This window comes from Pantoea sp. X-Soil-OKNW-713 (assembly GCF_059730685.1).
The window spans coordinates 629,717-650,910 of record NZ_AP035996.1 but is presented as its reverse complement, the minus strand read 5'-3'; the positions used below and the strand labels follow the sequence as shown (position 1 = coordinate 650,910).

20 protein-coding genes are annotated in these 21,194 nt (G+C 56.9%); 14 read left to right on the top strand and 6 right to left on the bottom strand.

The genetic code is table 11. The features are described 5' to 3' along the window. Positions 1-8: 8 nt before the first annotated feature. The 7 genes from AC6I8R_RS23465 (at position 9) to AC6I8R_RS23435 (ending at position 7,325) form a co-directional block, all read left to right on the top strand. Positions 9-1,403: an amidase gene (locus tag AC6I8R_RS23465; protein ID WP_497833066.1), complete on the top strand. Its 1,395-nt coding sequence runs from the start codon at positions 9-11 to the stop codon at positions 1,401-1,403. 158 nt (positions 1,404-1,561) lie between these two features. Further along, positions 1,562-2,359, top strand: a complete 798-nt coding sequence (locus tag AC6I8R_RS23460; RefSeq protein WP_415173018.1) for a DeoR/GlpR family DNA-binding transcription regulator — start codon at positions 1,562-1,564, stop codon at positions 2,357-2,359. Next, complete coding sequence (locus tag AC6I8R_RS23455; protein WP_415173019.1) at positions 2,298-3,572, top strand: Zn-dependent hydrolase; 1,275 nt, start codon at positions 2,298-2,300, stop codon at positions 3,570-3,572. The genes AC6I8R_RS23460 and AC6I8R_RS23455 overlap by 62 nt, the downstream gene beginning before the upstream one ends. Then, on the top strand, positions 3,569-4,504 hold the full coding sequence (locus AC6I8R_RS23450; RefSeq protein ID WP_497833041.1) for a phosphotransferase: 936 nt from the start codon (positions 3,569-3,571) through the stop codon (positions 4,502-4,504). Before AC6I8R_RS23455 ends, AC6I8R_RS23450 begins: the two co-directional genes overlap by 4 nt. Continuing rightward, positions 4,501-5,439 carry a phosphotransferase gene (locus tag AC6I8R_RS23445; protein ID WP_415173021.1) on the top strand — a complete coding sequence of 313 codons (939 nt, stop codon included), beginning with the start codon at positions 4,501-4,503 and terminating at the stop codon, positions 5,437-5,439. The genes AC6I8R_RS23450 and AC6I8R_RS23445 overlap by 4 nt, the downstream gene beginning before the upstream one ends. Before the next feature lie 93 nt (positions 5,440-5,532). Continuing rightward, positions 5,533-5,802 (top strand): hypothetical protein, encoded by a 270-nt coding sequence (locus AC6I8R_RS23440; protein ID WP_208726015.1) that lies wholly within the window; start codon positions 5,533-5,535, stop codon positions 5,800-5,802. Continuing rightward, positions 5,799-7,325 (top strand): sodium:solute symporter family protein, encoded by a 1,527-nt coding sequence (locus AC6I8R_RS23435; RefSeq protein ID WP_497830905.1) that lies wholly within the window; start codon positions 5,799-5,801, stop codon positions 7,323-7,325. Before AC6I8R_RS23440 ends, AC6I8R_RS23435 begins: the two co-directional genes overlap by 4 nt. 80 nt (positions 7,326-7,405) lie before the next feature. Here the strand turns inward: AC6I8R_RS23435 and AC6I8R_RS23430 are convergent, their stop codons facing one another. Together AC6I8R_RS23430 and AC6I8R_RS23425 are read right to left on the bottom strand one after the other, a co-directional pair. Then, a complete protein-coding gene (locus tag AC6I8R_RS23430; RefSeq protein ID WP_415175443.1) occupies positions 7,406-7,735 on the bottom strand; it encodes a helix-turn-helix domain-containing protein in 330 nt (109 codons plus the stop codon). Then, positions 7,728-8,111, bottom strand: coding sequence for a type II toxin-antitoxin system RelE/ParE family toxin (locus AC6I8R_RS23425; protein WP_497833040.1), 384 nt, complete (start codon positions 8,109-8,111; stop codon positions 7,728-7,730). The genes AC6I8R_RS23430 and AC6I8R_RS23425 overlap by 8 nt, the downstream gene beginning before the upstream one ends. A gap of 176 nt (positions 8,112-8,287) precedes the next feature. Between AC6I8R_RS23425 and AC6I8R_RS23420 the strand changes: the two genes are divergently transcribed. Beyond that, positions 8,288-8,977, top strand: coding sequence for a DJ-1/PfpI family protein (locus AC6I8R_RS23420; RefSeq protein WP_415175453.1), 690 nt, complete (start codon positions 8,288-8,290; stop codon positions 8,975-8,977). Here the strand turns inward: AC6I8R_RS23420 and AC6I8R_RS23415 are convergent. The 4 genes from AC6I8R_RS23415 to AC6I8R_RS23400 are packed head-to-tail and all read right to left on the bottom strand — an operon-like array spanning position 8,967 to position 15,539. Further along, on the bottom strand, positions 8,967-10,559 hold the full coding sequence (locus AC6I8R_RS23415) for a cyclic peptide export ABC transporter (RefSeq protein WP_497833039.1): 1,593 nt from the start codon (positions 10,557-10,559) through the stop codon (positions 8,967-8,969). The genes AC6I8R_RS23420 and AC6I8R_RS23415 overlap by 11 nt on opposite strands. 8 nt (positions 10,560-10,567) lie before the next feature. Beyond that, the gene (fhuB, locus tag AC6I8R_RS23410) at positions 10,568-12,550 is read right to left on the bottom strand and encodes a Fe(3+)-hydroxamate ABC transporter permease FhuB (protein ID WP_497833038.1); all 1,983 of its coding nucleotides are present in this window, start codon (positions 12,548-12,550) and stop codon (positions 10,568-10,570) included. Then, positions 12,547-13,416 (bottom strand): ABC transporter substrate-binding protein, encoded by an 870-nt coding sequence (locus tag AC6I8R_RS23405; RefSeq protein WP_497833037.1) that lies wholly within the window; start codon positions 13,414-13,416, stop codon positions 12,547-12,549. Before AC6I8R_RS23405 ends, fhuB begins: the two co-directional genes overlap by 4 nt. Beyond that, positions 13,410-15,539 carry a TonB-dependent siderophore receptor gene (locus AC6I8R_RS23400; RefSeq protein ID WP_497833036.1) on the bottom strand — a complete coding sequence of 710 codons (2,130 nt, stop codon included), beginning with the start codon at positions 15,537-15,539 and terminating at the stop codon, positions 13,410-13,412. The genes AC6I8R_RS23405 and AC6I8R_RS23400 overlap by 7 nt, the downstream gene beginning before the upstream one ends. 158 nt (positions 15,540-15,697) lie before the next feature. Between AC6I8R_RS23400 and AC6I8R_RS23395 the strand changes: the two genes are divergently transcribed. The 6 genes from AC6I8R_RS23395 to AC6I8R_RS23370 all read left to right on the top strand — a co-directional run bounded on the left by AC6I8R_RS23395 (position 15,698) and on the right by AC6I8R_RS23370 (position 21,161). Then, complete coding sequence (locus tag AC6I8R_RS23395; protein WP_415175449.1) at positions 15,698-16,483, top strand: AraC family transcriptional regulator; 786 nt, start codon at positions 15,698-15,700, stop codon at positions 16,481-16,483. Positions 16,484-16,901: 418 nt separating this feature from the next. Then, positions 16,902-18,098 carry a M20 metallopeptidase family protein gene (locus AC6I8R_RS23390; protein ID WP_208726008.1) on the top strand — a complete coding sequence of 399 codons (1,197 nt, stop codon included), beginning with the start codon at positions 16,902-16,904 and terminating at the stop codon, positions 18,096-18,098. A 16-nt stretch (positions 18,099-18,114) separates the two neighbouring features. After that, positions 18,115-18,960 carry a transporter substrate-binding domain-containing protein gene (locus AC6I8R_RS23385; protein WP_208726007.1) on the top strand — a complete coding sequence of 282 codons (846 nt, stop codon included), beginning with the start codon at positions 18,115-18,117 and terminating at the stop codon, positions 18,958-18,960. 12 nt (positions 18,961-18,972) lie between these two features. Beyond that, positions 18,973-19,692: an ABC transporter permease gene (locus AC6I8R_RS23380; RefSeq protein ID WP_497833035.1), complete on the top strand. Its 720-nt coding sequence runs from the start codon at positions 18,973-18,975 to the stop codon at positions 19,690-19,692. Positions 19,693-19,701: 9 nt separating this feature from the next. Beyond that, positions 19,702-20,385: an ABC transporter permease gene (locus tag AC6I8R_RS23375; RefSeq protein WP_497833034.1), complete on the top strand. Its 684-nt coding sequence runs from the start codon at positions 19,702-19,704 to the stop codon at positions 20,383-20,385. After that, positions 20,385-21,161 (top strand): ABC transporter ATP-binding protein, encoded by a 777-nt coding sequence (locus AC6I8R_RS23370; RefSeq protein ID WP_013511216.1) that lies wholly within the window; start codon positions 20,385-20,387, stop codon positions 21,159-21,161. Before AC6I8R_RS23375 ends, AC6I8R_RS23370 begins: the two co-directional genes overlap by 1 nt. Positions 21,162-21,194 lie beyond the last annotated feature (33 nt).

Genomic DNA, 21,194 nt, shown 5'->3' with positions numbered 1-21,194 from the left:
TGCAGGATATGCCGGATTTATTGACCGCTGCGGCGCAGATTCGTCAGGGTAAAAGCAGCAGCGTGGCATTGGTGGAATGTTGTTTACGTCAGATAAAAACCCACAATCCCACATTGAATGCGTTTGGCGATGTTTATGACCAGCAGGCGCTGGCGGAAGCGGAAATCTGTGACCGTGAGCGGCAGCAAGGAAAATTGCGCGGTCCGTTGCACGGTGTGCCGTTCGGCATTAAAGACCTGTTTGCCACTGCCGGATTACGTACCACAAAAGGTTCGCTGACGGCGCTGGATAACGTACCGGACAGCGATGCGCCGATTATTGCGCGCCTCAAAGCGGCAGGGGCGATCATTATTGGCAAAACCGCCACCACTGAATTCGGCTGGACTGGTTCCAGTTATTCGCGCGTGTTTGGTCATGGCCGCAATCCGTGGGATCCCACATTGACCAGCGGCGGCTCCAGTTCCGGGTCGGCGATCAGCGTGGCGGCACGGATGGTGCCAGCCGCACTGGGATCGGATGGCGGAGGATCGGTACGCATTCCTGGCGCATTTTGTGGCATTTTTGCGCTCAAAGCCTCGTTGGGGCGAATCCCCACCTGGCCGTGGTCTGCCACCGAGATGCTCAGCCATGCCGGGCCGATGACCCGCACGGTGCGCGACAGCGCGTTGCTGTTTGACTTGCTTTCTGGCCCGGATGCGCGAGATCACCAGGCGCTGCCCGCCAAAACGGAAAGCTGGCTGGCAAGGTGTGATGCGCCACTGCCCCGTCTGCGCGTGCATTACAGCCCGACCTTATTCAATACGCCGGTGGATGATCGCATCGCTGCCTGTGTTGAGCAGGCGGTTGAACACATGGCACACGCGCTGCCCGTGACGCTGACGGCCAAAGCGCTGAGCTGGCAAAGCCCGTTTGCCACCTTTGACACGCTGTGGAGCGGTGGGCGAGGGGTGGCGTATGGCGCGGCCCTGCAACACCAACATCATCAGCTGGACCCCGGTTTTGCCGCGCTGATTGAACGCGCACAACGGATTGAACTGGCGGATTACCTGGATGCGCAAAAACAGCGCGCCGCCTTTGCCGGTCAGGTGCATGCGCTCTTTGACGAAGTGGATTTGCTGATCACCCCGACGCTGCCGGTGCTGCCGTTTGCTGCCGATCGTCACGTTCCTGAAGGTCAGGCGGATGGCGACAGCGGTGTCGAGTGGGCGCGCTGGACGCCCTTTACCTGGCCGTTCAACCTGAGCGGCAATCCGGCCGCCACGGTGCCATGCGGATTTACCCCGGAAGGCTTGCCGGTGGGGTTACAGGTGATCGGTCGTCGTTATGCCGAAGGGGATGTGTTGCAATTCTGTGCCGCGCTGGAAGCGTTAATGCCGTGGGATCAGCATCAGCCCAAATTATAAACGTCGCGCGATAAATCGCGCCGCGACCATAACGCGCTCTTTTGTAATCGCGCCGCGACTATAACGCGCGCTCTTTTGTAGCGGCGCGATTTATCGCGCAAGGCAGAGGCAGGGGACGGGTATACTGCGGTTTTCGCCGCAGAAACAGAAGGGTAAGTATGATTAACCAGCCGCGACTCGATGAGATCAAACGGGTATTGAGCCACGACAAACGGGTGCGCGTCACCGAACTGGCGCAGAAGTTTGTGGTATCGGAAGAGACCATCCGCCGCGATTTGAAGTATCTGGAGGAGCAGGGCGTGCTGCGCCGGGTGCACGGTGGGGCGATTTTGCCGGTGCCAAGCGAGGAACAGCCGCTGCAAATTCGCAGCCGTATCAAACCGCGCGCCAAACTGCGCATGGGGCAGTTGGCAAGTGAGTTGGTGGAGGAGGGCATGGCGCTGTTTCTTGATACCGGCACCTCCACGCTGGCGCTGGCACAGCAACTGACGCGCTTCTCGCGGCTGAAGATTGTCACCAATTCACTGGATATCGCCACGCTGCTGACGCAGCAGAGCGAAAACGCTGTGACGCTAACACCAGGGCGCGTCAGGCGAAACGATAACGCACTTATCGGTCCCCATACGCTGGATTTTGCCCGGCAGTTCCATTACGACATCGCCTTTATGGGGATCGGTGCGGTGGACCGGGAAAATGGCTTTATGGACTACGAAGAACCGGAGGCGTTATTACGGCGCGTGCTGAGCACGCACTGCCGCCAGAGCGTGATTCTGGCGGATGAAGGCAAATTTGGACTGCGCACTTTTATTAACACGTTGCCGTTCAGCGCGGTGGACACCTTAGTGACCAACGCGCCGCCACCGGCAGCTTTTGTAGCAAGTCTGGAGAACGCACATGTCAACATCCTCCATCCCGGCAACGCTGCGGATGACGCCACGCGACTATCAGGCATTTGATGCGCTGTTTGAACTCAGCAGCCGCATTGGTGCCACGGCGGCGGGTGGTCTGCACCGCCTGACCGCCAGCGCCGAAGATCAACAGGTGCGTGATGCTTTTTGCACCTGGCTGAGCCGGCAGGGTTTTGACGTAAAGATTGATGAAATCGGTAATATTTTTGGCCTGATCACGTTGCGGCCGGGGGCACCCTGGTTGCTGTGCGGCTCGCATCTCGACAGCCAGCCGCTCGGTGGTCGCTTCGATGGTGCCTACGGTGTCACTGCGGCGGCAACCACCCTCGCGGCGCTGGCGCGGCAACTGCGTGAGCAGAACGAACCGGCGCAATACAACCTGGCGGTGGTCAACTGGACCAATGAAGAGGGCGCACGTTTCCAGCCCAGCCTGATTGGTAGTTCATTTTTCACCGGCGCGGTGACGCTGGATGAGGCACTGGCCTGCACCGACGCCGATGGCATCACGCTGGATGCGGCATTACAGGCAATTGGTTATCGCGGCACGGCGTTACCCCCGTTGCCGTTGCGCGCCTATCTTGAGCTGCATGTGGAACAAGGCCCGCACCTGGAACAGCAACGTAAGCAAATTGGCGTGGTGACCGAAACCTGGGCGGCGCTTAAATGGCAGGTGACGTTTCGCGGTGAGCAGAACCATACCGGTCCGGCATTGATGAGCCGTCGGCGCGATGCGTTGCTGGCGGCGGCCCAGACTATCGTGGCGGTACGGGCGGAAGCGGATCGTCACGGCGAGGTGCTGCATACTTCGGTGGGGCGTCTCGCCACCACCCCCAATTCGCCCAACGTGGTCACCTCCGAAGCCACGGTCTGGATCGAATTTCGCTCCGCCGACGAGGCGTTACTGCATCAGTTGCGCGCCAGTTTCAGCCAGCAGATGCAATCGATTGCTCTGGCAACGGCGACTGATGTCAGCCTGGATCGGGCGCAGTTCCGTCCCCGCCAGCAGTTGGATAGCCTGCTGGCACAACGCGCCCTGCACCTGGCGCAGCGCAGCGGCCTGAGCGCCATACCGCTGCGCAGCGTGGCGGGGCATGATGCCATCAGCCTGAGTTATCACTGCCCAAGCGCCTTGTTGTTTGTGCCAAGCGTGGGTGGCTTATCGCATAACGAGCATGAATTTACCGCCACCGAAGATCTTCACCGTGGCCTGGATTTGCTGATGGCGTTGTTAAGTGACCTGCTTCTGGAGGAGACGGCATGAACGCGCGTTTAGAACAGGTGTTGCAGCAATGGCAGCCCGGCCAGCGCTTCATTATTCAGCCAGGCACCGCCGGTGTTGCTTCCCCCCATCGTCTGGCGACCGAGTGGGCGGGGTTCTGGCTGGAGAGCGCCGGTCAACGTTTCTATGCCAAGGTGCTATGTGATGACCAACGCGCATTGCTCGACGTACGCCGCAGCGCAGAAATCAGCCGTCAGGCCGGTGAGCTGGGGATTGCTCCGGTACTGTGCCATGCCGATGAGGCGGCGGGCGTCCTGATTTTTGCGGCACTGGATGATGATTTTCGCTGGGCGAAGCTGGCGCACTTCAGCGATCCGAGACAGTTTGGTGCGCTGACCCGTACCCTGGATCGTTTGCATGAAGCGGCATTGCCGCTGCCTCAGCACTCGCGTCAACAGGACATGCTGGCCCTGCGCCAGCAACTTCAGCAGGCACAAGTGGTGCTGCCGGAGGAGATGGTGTGGTTGGGCGAGTGCGTGGATCTCGCCTGGCAGGCGTTAAATGCGTCGGCTTTTACCCCGGTATTGATTCACGGCGACCCGATCGCCAGCAACTGGATGGTGAACAGCCAGGGGGAGTGGCGTCTGCTGGACTTCGATTACGCAGCGCAGGGTGATGCCTGGCACGATATCGCCACCTTAATCCATGAACAGTTGCCAACCGATGACCGCTGGCGCGATGCCATCCGTAGCTGGCGTGGTGAATGCCGCGAAGCCGATGTGGCGCGCTGCCGCCTGTATGCGCTGGTGGATGATTATCACTGGACGCTGTGGGGCATGCTGAACGGTCACACCAGCCCGCGTGGGCTGGAATTTGCCAAGCTGGGTCAGTGGATGTTATTGCGCTGTCGCCAGAGCGCACGCGATCCCCGATTCGAACGTTGGTTAACCCTGACAGCGGAGCAGACAGCATGAGTAAACAACCCGGACAAGCCGTCAGTTGGCAGGAACAGCGTCTGGAACAGGCGATCGCCGCGATGTCAGGCTGGCAGAATAAAACCATCCACTATCGTCCGGTAAGCGGCGGGATTTCCAACGCCAACTGGCATGTTGCGGTGGAAGGTGCGCCCTGTGCTTATTTCGTCAAAATTCCCGGCGAAGGCACGGAACGTTTTATTAACCGCGACACGGCGCATGAGGCCAGCCTGAAAGCGGCACAAACCGGTTACGGCGTGCCGGTGGTCGCTTATCTGCGCGAGCTGGGGGTCGAAGTTTTTGAGTTTATCGACGGCTGGCGTGCCTCTTCCAATCTCGACTTTCAACAGCAGGCGGTTCGCCATCGGGCGCTGCACGCGCTGAAGAGTTTTAACGATCAACCGCTACTCACCGAGGACAAAACGGTGTTTGCTATGTTGAACGAACATATCGAACAGGTGCGCGCCCTGAATGCGCCATTCTCTGCTGATGCGGTGTGGCTGCATAAACAGGCGCAACGTGCACAACAGGCGCTGGAAGCGGCGGGTATCGATCGCGTGCCCTGTATGAATGACACCCTGGCGGGCAATTTTATGCTCAATGCCAGCAATGATATTCGGCTGGTCGATTTTGAATATGCCTCGAATAATGATCGTTGTTATGAACTGGCATTATGGTTCGGTGAGATGTTCTTTACGCCACAAATTGAGCTTGAATTGCTGGAGGATTATTTTGGTAAGGTGGATGGCGCGATATTTGCTCGCGTGCAAATCCATAAATATCTTGCCGATATGAAGTGGTCAACCTGGGCAATTATTCAGCATCAGGTCGCGGATATTGATTTCGATTTTTCTAAATATGGTCGCTGGAAAGAGTTGCGCGCCCGCAGCGTATTAAACCATCCCGACTGGGAAAATTGGTTGCGCGCACTGTAATCATCTTATTTATTTTTTAACACCACAGGGGAAGGCTGTCTGACAGCAGGTAAAGGAGTGCGCACACCGTCATTGTAAATTTCGGAGGGGATTATGAGTACCATGATCATGGCACAACAGTTGCGTGCCCGCATAAGCATCAAAAATAAAATCTTTGCCATCTATCTGCTGGCGTTATTACTTCTGGCGCTTTGTCCACCGTTATATTTAAGCGTCAGCGGAAGCGGTGCGTTATTTCTGGGTGTTCCGTTGCCAATTATCTACTGGCTTTCTATTGCGGTATTTCTTGGCGTCGGATTATGGGTGATGTATCTCGCTGAATGTGCTTTTGGCGAAATTCCCGCGGATGAGGAAGTATCATGAAAATTAGCACCGCAGAACCACATTATTTAATTACCTTTGGCATGATCGGATTATTTCTGGCGATCATGATTGCTGTCCTGTATGCCACGAACCGTAAAAGCACCTCGTTTTCCGATTATGCGGTGGGTGGACGCTCTTACGGTCCCTGGTACATCGCCATGAGCTACACCAACTCCTGGTGGCCGGGCGCAACCTTTACCGCGTTTTTTGCGCTGTCGGTCAGCGGCGTGATTGGCTTCTATGGCGCGGTTTACTCAACGCTCGGCGTCACCGCCATGTACCTGATGGCGCGGCGTGCCTGGAAGTGGGGGCAACACTTTAATTTGACCACGCAGCCCGACCTGCTGGGTATGCGCTACAACAGCCCGGCGGTGAAACGTGTGGCGTCAATTATCGGCATCATTTGTGTCTTCCCGTGGGTGGTGATGGGCATTCAGGCACTGGCGCTGCTGGTGGAGTTCGCCAGCTTTGGCCGCTGGGGCGTGACCACCTGTCTGATCGCCGGCGTGCTGCTGATCCTGGTGCGTCAGTACTGGACCGTCAGCATGGGTATGCGTGGTTTGATTATGACCGATATGTATCAGGGGATTATCGCCTATGGCCTCGGTGCGCTGGTTTGCGTGGTGCTGCTGTTCAGCGGTGATCACAGCTTTGGTCAGCTCTCGTCACTGCCGCCTGCGATGTTGCAGATCCCGGGTGCGGAAGGCTCCCATTACGGCCCCTGGTATATGTTCAGCCTGATTTTTACCGGTGTGGTTGGTTCGATGTGTTGGCCAATGAGCTTCCAGCGCATTTACACCGCCAGCGGTATTCGCGCGGTGAAGAAGGGGACATTGCTGACGATCCTGCTGGTGGGCGGTTTCTACGCCATTTTGATGTTGTTCGCCACAGCGGTGAGCCAGGACCCCAATGTACAGGCCAATCCGCAGAATGGTTTCTTCACGGCGTTGTTTGATCAGGGCGGTCCGTGGTTGCTGGCACTGGCGCTGGTGATTGTGCTGGCGGCGAGTATCGGCCATGTTGATGGTTGTGTGCAGGTGTGCGGTACGCAATTTGCCAACGATCTTGCTACCTGGAATAAGCCGCGCAGCGATCGTCAACTGACGGTACTGGCGAAGTCCGGCATGGTGGTGTTTATTGCAGCGGCAGCGCTGCTGGCTTATTTCACCTTTAACTACTCGCGTTTGCAGTTGCTGGCGCAGATCTCCTATCAGGGGATCATCCAACTGGCGGTGCCGCTGTTCTTCGGTATCTTCAGCCGCTTTGGCAACAAGCAGGGCGCGCTGCTGGGGATGATGACCGGCATCATTATTGCGATCGTGCTGACGGTGTTTTTCCCGGATGACATCCCGGTGCTTGGCTCACTCACCAGCGGCATTGTTGGCCTGGCGGGTAACCTGCTGGTGTTTGTCGCCTGCGGGGTGCTGGTGCCGGTGGATGCAAAAGAGAAAGCGCGGGTTGATGAGCTGTTTGCGCTGGCAGAACGCCCGGCCCAACCGATGGCGAAACCGGTACTGAATTAACGTGTATTGCGTAGCGGCGCGATTTATCGCGCTGTTTAAACAACGCGCGATAAATCGCGCCGCTACGAATGAATACAAATTCAGATCGCGAACACGTCAGGCCCCTTAATCGCCATCGTATTTAGTACCCGCAATGCGGCACCATTAGGTTTTTTTTCACCGCGTTCCCATTTAGATACGGTGACAACCGACATATTTACATACAGCGCCAGCATGGCCTGACTGAGATGGAAGCGATCGCGTAAAGAACGTATGGCTTCGCCGTTCATCTCTTTAATCACCGGGAGACTGGCACGTAGTTCACGTAACTGTACTCGGGCATCAATCTGTTTTACCAGATCATCAGAAATCACACCGATTTCGTTGAAGTCGTGAGCAATTTCCTGCAAATCTTTAAGATGATCAATCATCACACCTAACCTCTCTCATTTTCCCTGCCTTTAAGGCTATTTGTGTCTGCTCTGGCGTCATGCTCAGCATTTGTATCGCGATGGCTTTGTAGAACACCAGAACATCATCAGGGATCTCTTTACAGCCTTTCTTCACGACGTTTTTTATCCAGCCATTAACGAAAAACAAATCGTTGTCTGATTTAAATGCAATGATTGCGCGCGCGCCGCAACTTTTACCACGCATCAGCGGTATCCGTTTTTTGTAGAGATTACCGCCCAGATTCGCTTCAAACTGACCGGCTCTGAGTTCCCGTGCCGCGTTACATAATTTTTCGTCGTCAATTCCAACACTCTTAAGGCTTCTGTCGAACGGACGCAATACGTAATTTGCCATAACGCTTCCTTGTTGAAGTTTGAGTGGAGCTTCCTTGCCCGGGAAAACACATCTATGATACTTAGTATTATAGATGTGTTCAATAGTTTAAAATTCGCCCAATCAAACCAGATGCAACTTTCCCCAAACAAGTCCATGATAAGTCGATAATTCTCTCCCTGGAGTCGCTCATGGCAATGTCCACCCCCTTCAATATTGGTCTGCTGCTTTTCCCGGAACTGACGCAACTTGATCTGACTGGTCCGTGGGAAGTGTTTGCCCGTATGCCAGGCGTCAGCAACTATCTGGTGTGGAAAGACCGTCAGCCCGTGATGTCTGACCGTGGTCTGGCTATGGTGCCGACGACCACCTTCGCGGATTGCCCACCGCTGGATCTGATCTGTATCCCCGGCGGGCCGGGTCAGATTGCCCTGATGGACGACGAAGAGACGTTGGCTTTTGTGCGTCGTATGGCGGAAAACGCGCAGTGGGTCACGTCGGTTTGTACCGGGTCGCTGGTGCTAGGGGCGGCAGGGCTGTTGCAGGGCTATCGCGCCACTTCACATTGGGGATCGATTGATCAGCTCAGTTTGTTTGGCGCAACGCCGGTGCAGGAGCGGGTGGTGCGTGACCGCAACCGTATTACCGGTGCGGGTGTCACCTCGGGTATCGATTTTGCGCTGACGGTGGCTGAGGAACTCCTGGGACGTGATGCAGCGGAGGCTATTCAGTTGCAGATGGAATACGACCCCGCACCGCCTTTCGATAGCGGTTCACCGCGCAGCGCTTCAGCGGAAAGGCTGACACAGGCACAACAGCAGATGGCCGCGTTCATCGCCCGCCGTCGTGCGGCGAGCGAAAAGGCAGGGGAGCGCCTTAAGCGTTAATCAATTGGCCCAGTTCCAGTTTCAGGCAGCGATCGGCGAGGTGAAAATAGCGATCGTCATGGGTGATCACCAGCACCGTCTTGCCGCGGGCTTTAAGCGCAGGCAACAGTTGATGATAAAACACCTCGCGAAACGCCGGGTCCTGATCGGCGGCCCACTCATCAAACAGAAAGAACGGACGATCTTCCAGCCATGCCACCAGCAGCGCCAGCCGTTTGCGCTGTCCGGTGGAGAGCGCCAGCGTGGAGAACACGCCGTTTTCCAGCGTGACTTTGTGCTGTAGCTGCAAGGCTGTCAGCAATTGCTGCGCCTCGTCATTCCAGCGCGTGGCATCAATCCCCTGTAAATCATCAAACAGATGAAAATCGTTAAACACCGCCGAGAACAACTGGCGATAGCGTGCGCGGGTGGCGTCGGTGACGGCGACATTGTCGAGCAGCAACGCGCCGCCATCAGGTTGATACAGGCCGGTGATAAGCCGGGCGAGGGTCGTTTTGCCGCTACCGTTGCCCCCGGTGAGATACACCAACTCGCCGGGGGTGAATTGCAATGAAATCGGCCCAACCTGAAAGCCGTTTGGTGTGCCGTGATGATAGATCAGGTCGCGCAGCGCCAGCGTCTGAAAGGTTGACGGTGGCGTGTCGACGTGAGTTTGCTCCGGCGGCAGTTGCTGCTGCATGGTATTGATGCGTTTCAGGGCAACCTGGGTCAGCGTCAGGCTGGGCAAAGTGGAGAGGGCGCTCTCAATCGGCACAATCATGTAGAGAAACACCATTGCGAAACCCGAAAGCACTGCGCCACGCAGATCCAGCACCTGCGCCAGCAAAAACATCACCACGCCGATAAAAGCAAAAAAGAACACGCTGGCCCAGATGTTCGCCAGCGAGTACAACACATAACCGCGTGTGCGCTCGACGCGTACCTGTTCAATGGTGGTAAACAAGCGGTTGTGCAGAAACGCTTGTTTGCGTGCGGCGTGCAGGCGCAGTTCTTTGGCTCCGCTGAACAGCGCATTAACATCGCCAGTCAGGGTTTCTTCGCGCTGGCGTGACTGACGCATCAGTTGCAGAGCGCGGCGATGCACCCAACTGTAACCCAGCGAGCCGATAAATACGGTCACGATAGCAATCGCCATCACCGGCAGCGACAGATAGCCCAGATACGCCATGCAGCCGACAATCACCGCCAGCGACATAATGAACGCGGGCAGTGAGACAAAAAACACCACCACCTGATCGAGATCCTGCGTCAGGATACTGAGCGCGCGCGGCATGCCGTGTGTCTCCAGATCGGCGTAGCGTGCATCGGCAACCTGCTGCACCAGCATCCGGCGCAACTGTGCTTTGCTACGCTGCCCCATCGCCATAAACAGCGACTGACTCAGGGTGCGGGTGCCAAGCATCAGTAACGCCAGCAGGGCAAATTGCCACGCCAGCTGTAAACGTTGCGCATCGCTGGCGTTGAGTCCCTGGTTGATTAGCGCCAGTAGCCCGGCATTGCTTAAACCGCCCACCACGCTACAACCGAGCGCGAGAAAAAACAGCGCACCGGTGGTGCGCAGTAACATCAGGTAAATCGCCACCTCATCTCCTATGAGTTTGTACTATTCAGCGGACGCCATAGCAGCAGCGCCAGCCACGGGCCGCCAATCAACGTTGCCATCAGTCCGGCCGGAATTTGTCGTGGATACAAAAGATTATTGCCTGCCCAGTCAGCCAGCATCATTAACACTACCGCGATCAGCACTGCCAGCGTCAGTTGTTGGAGTGGTCGGCGCGCGCCCAGTTGCCGTGCCAGTTGTGGACCGAGCAGGCCAATAAACGACAGCGGGCCGACGATTAAGGTTGCGACGCCGGTCATGGTGGCCGCCAACACCATCAACAGCAGGCGCGCCTGCGTCACATCAAGCCCCAGCGAAGGGGACACGCTGCTCAAGGGTAACAACAGTAAGGCCCGCCTCAGCAACGGCGTCAGCGCCAGCAACAGCAGTGCCAGCACCAGCGCAATACCGGCGGTACTGGCGTTAACATAGTAGGTTGAACCGGTCATCAGTTGGCGCAGCATCGCCGCTGCCATGCCGTTATTACTCAGTACCACCGCTGCGACTGACTGGAACAACGCCGTGATCGCCAACCCGCTCAATAACATCCGTTGTGGATTCAGCGCGTAGTGGCGCGCCTGCCACAAGGTCAGCGCCAGCGTCAGTAACGCACCCACCGCACTGCTTGCCAGCATGGCGACGACGCCACCCAGCGGCCACAGCAGCAACTGCACGGTGATTCCGAACGCAGCACCCGCGCCAATCCCCAACAGTTCCGGGCTGGCCATCGGGTTGCGGCTGATGCGCTGAATAATCACGCCTGCTGCCGCCAGCAACATCCCGGCGGAGATCGCCGCCAGCAGACGTGGCAGGCGGAACGGTAGCATCGCCCGCAGTTCGTTAAGGGAACTCCAGTGCCAGCCGTGAATACCACGGGCAAAATCGAGCGACACCGCCAGCATCAGAAAAAAGAGCAGCGCGACCGGCAGCAGCGTATAGCGAGCGCCAGGATAGGGGGGCTGGTGTGGTTCACTGACATCGGGTTGGCAAATATGGCGCAGACGGGGTAAAAACCACAACAGCAACGGGCCACCCGCCAGCGCCGTCATCATCCCGGTGGGCAACAGCAGGCCGCCAATACCGTTAAGACGGCTGACGCCCTGATCGGTTAACCACAGCAGACCGGCGGCCAGCAGCGGTGACCAGATCAGTTTTTGTCGTAAGGTTTTTGCCCCGGCCAGCACGGCAAGATGGGGGGCGGCGAGGCCAATAAAACCAATCACACCCACCACGCTGATGACCAGGCTGCTGATCACTAACGCCGACAACAACGCCACGCCGCGCACGATGCCGGCAGGCAGACCAATGGAGCGGCTCACCTGTTCATTCAGTGTCAACAGCCGCAGCGGGCGCAGAATAAAGCATACCGGCAGCGCGGCTATCACGATCCTTGGCAGTAACCACGCTAGCTGGCTGGCGTTTTCCTGCGCCAGCGTGCCACCCCCCCAGATAAATACGGCGGCCAGCGAACGGTCATAAATCACTGACAACAGCAGATTGACCGATCCGCAATAGAGATTGACCAGCATACCCGCCAGCGTCAGCGCCAGGGGGGTGAAACCCTGGCGCAAACTCAGTAGAAATACCACGCCAAAGGCGAGCAGCGCGCCGCTGAACGCCACCCATTCACGCCCGGCCAGCAACCATGACGGACCAACCAGCGCGGCCAGCGACAATGCCAGCGTGGCCCCGGAGGCGATACCTAACGTCATCGGTTCGGCCAGTGGATTACGTAATGCTTGTTGCATCACCACGCCGGTAAAGCCGAGCGCCAGGCCGCACAGCCACGCCATGCCCTGGCGCGGTAGCCACATCTGGCTGAAGATTTGTTGTGCAAGGCTGAGTTGTGCGCTGCCCTGTAGCGCTTGCCAGGCGGCTGACCACGTCAGTTGTTGATGGATTTGGTGCAGGCTAAGGGCCAGCGCGACGGCAAACAGCAAACCACAGAGCCAGCCTGGATGTCGTCCGGTCATGCGTGGGCTTCCTGTAGCGCGTTCACCAGCGTTTCGGCAAAACGCACCGCCGTGAGTACGCCGCCTTCCGTCGATAGCCCATCTGGCAAAACCACTCTCTGATGGCCGCCACGCATCAGGGTATGCCACAACGGAGAGGTCAGCATCGGGCTAAGATCCACTTCCGGCCAGGACGGCAGCAGCACCAGCCAGCCAGGTGGCATTTGCGCCAGTTGCTCCAGTTCCAGCGTTGCCACGCCCTGCGCACCTACGGCAAACGGGACGTGATGACCCATGCCCAGCAACGCCAGCATGTCATTGAACAAACTACCCGGTCCGAACGCCAGTACATGCAGGGTATCCAGCGGATGCAGCAGATAGAGGGGACGAGGCTGAAAATGTGCGGCGCGCTGACGCGCCTGATCAAGACGTGCCAGCAGGGTGGCCATCACGCGATCCGCCCGACCGGGATCCCCTGCCAGTTCGGCCAATGCGTGCAGATTTTGCTGCGCCTGTTGCCAGGGATGTGGGCTGTAAGTCGCAAAGTAATGCAGCGGGGCGATACGCGATAACTGCGCTTCAGCCATGCGGTGCGCGGGCGTCACCAGCAACTGAGTGGGGCGCAGCTCAAACAAGGTTTCATAGTTGGGCTGAAATAGCAGGCCGACATCGACCACCTGTGACGGCAATGTTGGCTGGCTAAACAGGCGGCGATACCAGTCGGTCGCCGCAACCCCCACCGGTGTGATACCCAGCAGTAGCGCCATTTCGGTTAATCCCCAGTCGAGGATCACCCAGCGGGGCGCGCTGGCGGCCCGCAGTGGAAATGAAAACAGGGCAGCGCTTGCCAGCGCGCCCTGGATCAGTTGCCGACGACGGATTACCACTGATAACTCACCGTGGCGATCAACTGGCGGCGCAGGCCAAAGTGGCAACCAAGATCGTTACAGTTGCTGATGTACTGTTTATCCGTCAGGTTTTGCAGATTCAGCGCCAACTGCCACTCCTGCCAGCGATAACGCATCATCGCATCGTAGATGGTTCTGGCCGGGACTTTCAGGCTGTTGTCGGTGGTCGCGTAGTTGGTGCCGACATAGCGGGCGCCGCCGCCGAGGGTGATGCCATCGAAGATGCCGGGTAACGCGTACTCGGTCCACAGACTGGCGGTCTGGCGCGCAATCGCCACCGGCTGTTTGCCTTCGGTATCATCGTTTGCTGAGATCACTTTCGGGTTGGTCAATGCATATGACGCATTCACCAGCCAGCGCGAAGTAATATTGGCTTTACCTTCCAGCTCGAAGCCCTGCGAACGAATCTCACCGGTCTGCACCGAGTAGTTGACGTGATCCGGGTCAGCAGTCAGTACATTGGTCTGACGCAGGTCGTAAAGCGCAGCGCTGAACAATGCATTAAAGCCATTCGGCTGATACTTGATACCCACTTCCGACTGTTTGCCTTTGGTCGGTTTGAAGGGGTCCCCACCGTAAGTGGTGCCCGACTGTGGCTGGAACGACGTACCGTAGCTGATATAGGGGGCGATACCGTTATCAAAATGGTACATCAATCCGGCACGACCGGTGGTTGCATAGTCGTTCAACTCAGTGCGGGTTGCGGTGTTCCAGTTCTGCGCCCGACTCTGCGCTTGGTCATAACGGCCACCGAGGTTCAGGATCCAGTGGTTCCACTTCATGCTGTCCTGCATGTAAAAACCAAGCTGAGTCATAAAGGAACGGTTGTGATAGTCAATCGATGGACTGGCCACCGGGGTACTGTAATCCGGGTTGAGATAGCTGATATCGGACGCAGTACCGTAGCCGCTGTTTTGTCGCAGATCGTCATGTACATAATCCATCCCCAGCGTGACGGCATGATTAACCGGGCCGGTGTAGAGGTTGCCCTGCACATTGGTATCAACATCAAAGGCGTTAAAGGACTCGATGATGCGCATACTGTCGCGGCTGACGGTGGCCGATCCATCGACGTTGGTGCCGGTGGGATAGACCATCTGATAATCGCTGCTGGTATGCAGATAACGCAGATTCTGATGCACGCTCCAGGTGTCATCGAATTTGTGCATAAAGTCGTAGCCAACACTGGCCTGCTCGCGGCGGTAGTAATCAAAACCGGGCTGACCGCCGTAGAAGTTGTCGGAGAAATTCCCCTGTGCCAGGTGGATCAGGCTGCCTTCCAGCGGCATTTGATTGTAAAAACCGGTGTAAGGGTCTTTGCGGAATTGGGAAAGCAGCGTCAGTCGCGTGTCATCATTGGGCTGCCAGGTCAGCGCCGGGGCGATGTCATAGTGCTTGTATTTGGTGTAATCGACCTGAGTATCGCTGCGTGACCAGGTTCCGGTAATGCGTCCTAACCAATGTTCATCATTATCCAGTGCGCCTGAGAGATCTAACCCGGTTTCAAACAGATTATGGCTGCCGGTACTGACAAAAATCTGGTGGATCGGTTCGGCGGTGGGGCGCTTGCTTACCATATTGACCACACCGCCAGGGCTGGCCTGACCAAAGGTGACGGAGTCCGGGCCTTTGACCACTTCGACGCGATCCAGCAGGAAAGTATCGAAATTCGGACGCGACCAGTACGTCACCGTCGGCAAGCGCAGGCCATCGAGAAACTCATCGGCTGAAAAACCGCGAATGGTGATGTCATCAAAACGATAATCCGCACCGCCGCCCTCTGAGCCGATCCCGCTGTTGTAGCGCAACGCCTGCGCCACGTTCAACGCGCCTTGTGAGGCCATCTGCGCCTGGGTGATCACCGAAATACTTTGCGGCGTTTCGATTAACGGACGGCTGCTTTTGGTGACAGAATCGGCTTTCTTCGCCACCTGGTTCCAGCTATCGGCATCGCCGCCATCGCTATCGACATTATTATTGGCGGTGACGGTCAGCGTGGTGTCGTGCGTATTATTGTTATCTGCGGCCCATGCAGGTGCGCTGCTAAACAGAATCAGCAGCATTGCGCTCAGCGGTGTGCGCTGAAAAGTGCGATGACGCATTAAATTAATCCCCGATATAGTCCAATGCCCTAAAATAGTGATACAAATGATAATCATTCCTATTTTATTTCATAGCGCCCCGCTGGCGGCTTTGCGAGATCACTCACCGGAATGATGCAGAGCAGACAGCAATCGGCAATCTGACAGGATTGGGTGAGATGGTATTGAACAAACCACGGTTAGCTGACGATTCCCCGGCGCTACCGTTATTGACCACACGGGAAATGCATTATCACGCGGGACGTGAGGAGCGCTGGCATGCGCATGAAGTGGCACAACTGGTGTTGTGTTTACAGGGGGTGATGCGGGTACAGACGCACACCGCATCCTGGACCTTAACGCCGGGCAGGGCGTTATGGCTGCCGGGCACGGTTCCTCATGCGCTGACGGCGTTAAGCGATATTCGCAGTTTGAGTTTGTACCTGGAACCGGTAGTGGCACGCGCCTTTTGGCCGGAAGCGCGCAGCATGATGATTTCGCCGCTACTCCAGGCGTTGATGCAGACGCTGGTGGAGATTGGGTTGCAGCCACATCCCGATCTACAGCGTGTTGAACTGGTCACGCCGCTGCTACTGGATGAATTGCGCCGCGCCCCGGAGGGTCCGGTGTGTGTATTACCGTTACCCGCCGATCGTCGCCTGATGAACATTTGCCAGCAGCTACTGCAAAGCCCGGCCAGCAGTGACACGCTGGAGGAGTGGGGCAGTCGTGTTGGCGCCAGTTCACGAACTCTCGCGCGGTTATTCCGCGATCAAACCGGTATCACCTTTACCCAATGGCGGCAGCAGTTACGTTTGTCGGAAGCGTTGGTCCAACTGGCGCAGGGCCAGCCGGTGTTACGCATTGCCAGTCAGCTTGGCTATCAAAGCCCCAGCGCCTTTATCTCCATGTTCCGCCGTTCACTGGGCGATACACCGCAACGCTTTTTACGAATTTCAGGCTGAAATCGCCAGCCTGAAAGTCAGTTGTCCCCACGTATCACGCGGTTGAACCCAGGGATGGCGCTCTCAGGCTCGCCAGCAGTGTGGGATGGATTTTACACGCTGCGCGTCACGCCACCGTCGATAGATCGTGAAATGAGTGGCCGGGCGGGTCCGATTGCGATGGGATTTTTTGTTCAGTAACAAAATCAGAAATGCTGATGATTCCGGGCCAGTTATGAATGTTATAACTGGTTCATTTGCCTGACGTGGGGTTTTATCCTGCTTTCGCAGGGGATTAGCAAAATATCGCGAAAATTCAGCAAGTAACCCGCAAGATTGCGCGTTGCATTCTGCCAGGGGCTGTGAATAAATACAGAGACTTTCTTCATAAAAATGCCATAAAGGCCGGGCGTAAGCCTGAGAAAAGAACACCGCACTTATGACAGACCATAAAGCCACGTTGGCCCGGGAAATCAGCGCCAGAAGTGAAAGCCTCGAAGCGCATCTCATCGCTATCCGCCGTGATATTCACGCCCACCCTGAACTGGGTTTCGATACCATCCGCACCGCAAAAATTGTTGAGCAGGAACTGCTGGCACTGGGCCTGACGCCACAAACCGGCGTCGGCAAAACCGGTGTGATGGTGGATATCAAAGGTGAGTATCCCGGCAAGACCTTGCTGCTGCGCGCCGATATGGACGCGTTGCCGATTCACGAACAAACCGGATTGCCCTTCAGCAGCAACTATCCCGGTAAAATGCACGCCTGCGGGCACGATATTCATACCGCAACCATGTTGGGCGTGGCGGCGATCCTGCCGCATTACCGCCACCAGTTGCATGGCACTGTACGCCTGATTTTTCAACCCGCCGAAGAGACGCCGGAAAGTGGCGCGGAGGCGATGATTGCTGACGGTGCTGCCGATGGCATCGATCTGGCGGTGACGCTGCACAACAAACCTGAGCTGGCGGCCGGTGAAATCGGTCTGACGCGCGGTGCCAGCACGGCATCCAGCGATGAGTTTGATTTGGTAGTGCACGGCGTCTCTACCCATGCGGCACGCCCGCATATGGGGACCGACCCGATTATCGCTGCTGTGCATCTGATTACCCAGTTGCAGACCATCATCTCGCGTGAAGTCGATCCGTCGAACTCAGCGGTACTGACCGTTGGCCATATTCACGGTGGTACCACGCATAATATCGTCCCTGATAGCTGCCTGATTCAGGGCACGGTCCGTGCCAAATCACCGGCCACGCGCGCGCATATCGAGACGGCGTTTAAACGTATTTGTGCCGGGGTGGCGCTGGCGCTGAACACGCGTATCGAGGTCAATTATCAGCGCGGCGTGCCGCCCCTGATGAATGATGATGCGTTGATTGATCAGCTGGAAACCATTCTGTCGCACCAGTTCGGTAAAACGATTGTGGCGAAACCCAGTGCCAGTTTCGGTGCCGAGGATTTCTCGCTGTTTACTGAACGTGCGCCGGGTTGCCAGATCCATATCGGTTCTGGCGCACCGGGTCGCGACGATCATCTGCACAACTCGGACTACCAGCCCGACGAGCGCAGTATTCACGCAGGCACTCAGGCTTTAGCCCGTTTAGCCATCGATCTACTCTCCAACAATCAATAACAAACTTTGAGGTTTTATGATGCGTAAAGGGCTTTTTACTGCTTCCGTTGGCATGCTGCTGCTTGCCTCTTCTGCTCTGGTCCAGGCGAAAGATTTCGGCACCCTGAAATTTGCTACTGAGGCGGCTTATCCTCCGTTTAACCAGTCCACACCGAGCGGCAAAATTGTCGGTTATGAGCCGGATATGGTGGCGGAGCTGGCAAAGCGCGTTGGCTTTAAATATGAGCTGGTGGCGCAGAAATGGTCTGGCATGATCCCAGGCCTGGTAGACGGCAAATATGACGCAGTGGTTGATGCGGTGACCGTTACGCCGAAGCGTGAAGAGGTAGTGGATTTTACCCATCAGTACACCGTGAGTGTTTCAGGTTTCGTGACCCTGAAGGGCAGTGCGCTGGATACCCTGCCGGGTAACAACGAAGTGGTCACGGCGGGCGATGAAGCGGGTATGACCAAAGCCATCGACGCGCTGCGCGCGAAATTCAAGGGCAAAACCATTGCCGTGCAGGTTGCCACCATTCAGGCTGACTTCCTGAATAAATACCTGGCCGATGTTGCCACCATCCGTACTTATCAGGGCGGCCCGGAAACCTTCGCTGACCTGCTGAATGGTCGTGTTGATGCGGTAATGGCGTCACGCACTAACCTCAATGCCTACGTGAAAAAGCACGCGGATACCGTAAACAGCACCGGCTACGGTTTTGTCGGCGGTGTGCTGGGTCAGGGTTCGGCGATTGCCTTGCGTAAAAACAACCCGGAACTGAAAGCCGCGCTGGATGCTGCGCTGGTATCGATGATCAAAGACGGCACCCTGAAACAGCTTTCTATCAAGTGGTTCGGCGAGAACGTCGCGCCTGCGGAGTAATGCCTGACGCTTATGACTATCGACTGGCAACTGTTAGGGTTTGGTGACGAAGGCTGGGGCGGCGTGCTGCTCAATGCTGCCACCGTCACCGTGACCGTTTCTCTCTGCGCCTGGCTGCTGGGCGCAATTCTTGGCAGCCTGTTGTGCTGGATGCAGATTGGTGGATCGCGCTGGCAGCAAAAGCTGGCGGGGGGTTACATCACGCTGTTTCGCGGTGTGCCGGAACTGTTGGTGATTTACCTGTTTTACTTTGGTGGCCGCCAGGTGGTGGCCTTCTTTGGTGAAATCCTCGATATCGCCGGCCCCTACGATGTAAATGGCTTTGTTGCCGGGGCCATCGCTATCGGCCTGATCTCTGGTGCTTATCAAAGCGGCGTGTTTCGCGGTGCGTATCACGCCATTCCGAAAGGCACGCTGGAAGCGGCTACCGTCACCGGTATGGGTCGGTTAATGATGTTTCGCCGCATGATTGTGCCGCAGGCGCTGAAAACGGCGTTGCCCGGCATGGGTAATCAGTGGCAATCGGTGATTAAAGAGTCGGCCCTGGTTTCGGTCACTGGCCTGGTGGAAACCATGAACCAGATTTCGACCGCCTCCAACTCAACGCAAATGCCGTTCTTCTTTTACAGCGTGGGAGCGGTGATTTATCTGATCATCACCACCTGTTCCGATTTTGTCTTCCGCTATGTGGAAAAAGTGGCCATGCGCGGGCAACAACGCGCCCGGTTGTAAGGAGGCCTGATGGATTTTTCCTTTTTGCAGCACACTCTGGTGGCGCTGCTGCGCGGATTACCGCTGACGCTCAATCTTGCCGTGCTGTCGCTGGTTGGCGGTGGCGTGTTGGCGCTGCTGCTGAATCTGCTACGTCAGAACCGAGCAGGCAGCTACGTGGCGCGTTTTTACGTCTGGCTGTTTCGCGGAACGCCGCTGCTGATCCAGATTTTTATGATCTACTACGGACTCGGCAGCTTACCGGCGGTGCGCGAAAGTATTTTCTGGCCGCTGCTGCGTGATCCTTACTGGTGTGGCCTGATCGCGTTAATTCTTAATGATGCGGCTTATACCTCAGAAATTCTGCGCGGTGGTTTGAACGCGGTAAGCGTGCAATCGCTGGAAGCGGCGAAGGTGTGCGGCATGTCGCGCTTTACCACCCTGCGGCGCATCACGCTGCCGATTGCCATCCGTCAGGCGCTGCCGGCGTATAGCAATGAAATCATCTCGATGATCAAATCGACCTCTCTGGTCAGTACCATCAGCCTGATGGAGATGACCGGAATTGCCGATTCGATTGTCTCCGAGACGTTCCGCGCGCTGGAGGTGTTTCTCAGCGCGGCGATTATTTACCTGCTGCTGACCGTGCTGGTGAGCAAAGGTGTGGTGCTGCTGGAGCGCCGTTTGTCCCCTTACTACGCTGGAGCACGTTAATGAGCAAACCGACTATCGCCCTGAGCCATCTCAGAAAAAGTTACGGTGGCCATGAAGTGCTGCACGACATCAGTCTGACGGCGCAGGACGGCGACGTGATTTCGCTGATTGGTGCCAGCGGCTCGGGTAAAAGTACCTTGCTGCGCTGTATTCCGTTCCTCGAAGTGCCGCAGGGCGGTGAAATTGCGGTGGGTGACGAGTTGGTCACCATCGATAACCCGCATGAAAAGCTGAATCGCGAGCAGCGTCGCAGCATCAAATTGATGCGTATGCAGCTCGGTTTTGTCTTCCAGAGTTTCAACCTGTGGCCGCATAAAACCGTGTTGCAAAACATCATGGAAGCGCCGGTCCATGTGCAGAAGCGCAGCCACAAAGAAGCGCTGGAGGAAGCCGAAGCGTTGCTGCATAAAGTGGGCCTGTATGAGAAACGCAACGCCTGGCCGTCGCAGCTTTCGGGTGGTCAGCAACAGCGGGTGGCGATTGCCCGTGCCCTGGCGCAACAGCCCAAGGCGATTCTGTTCGATGAACCCACCTCAGCACTGGACCCGGAACTGGTGGGTGAAGTGCTGCGCGTAATCCGTGGTCTGGCGGAAGAGGGGCGTACGATGATTATCGTCACCCATGAAATGGGTTTTGCCCGTGATGTTTCCAATAAAGCGGTGTTTTTGCATCAGGGTAAAATTGAAGAATCCGGCTCACCGCAGCAGGTGTTCAGTGACCCGATCTCGCCGCGTTGTAAGGCCTTTGTCAGCAGCCATCTGCACCGCAACAGTTAAGTCCTTGTGCTGATCTGTAGCGGCGCGATTTAT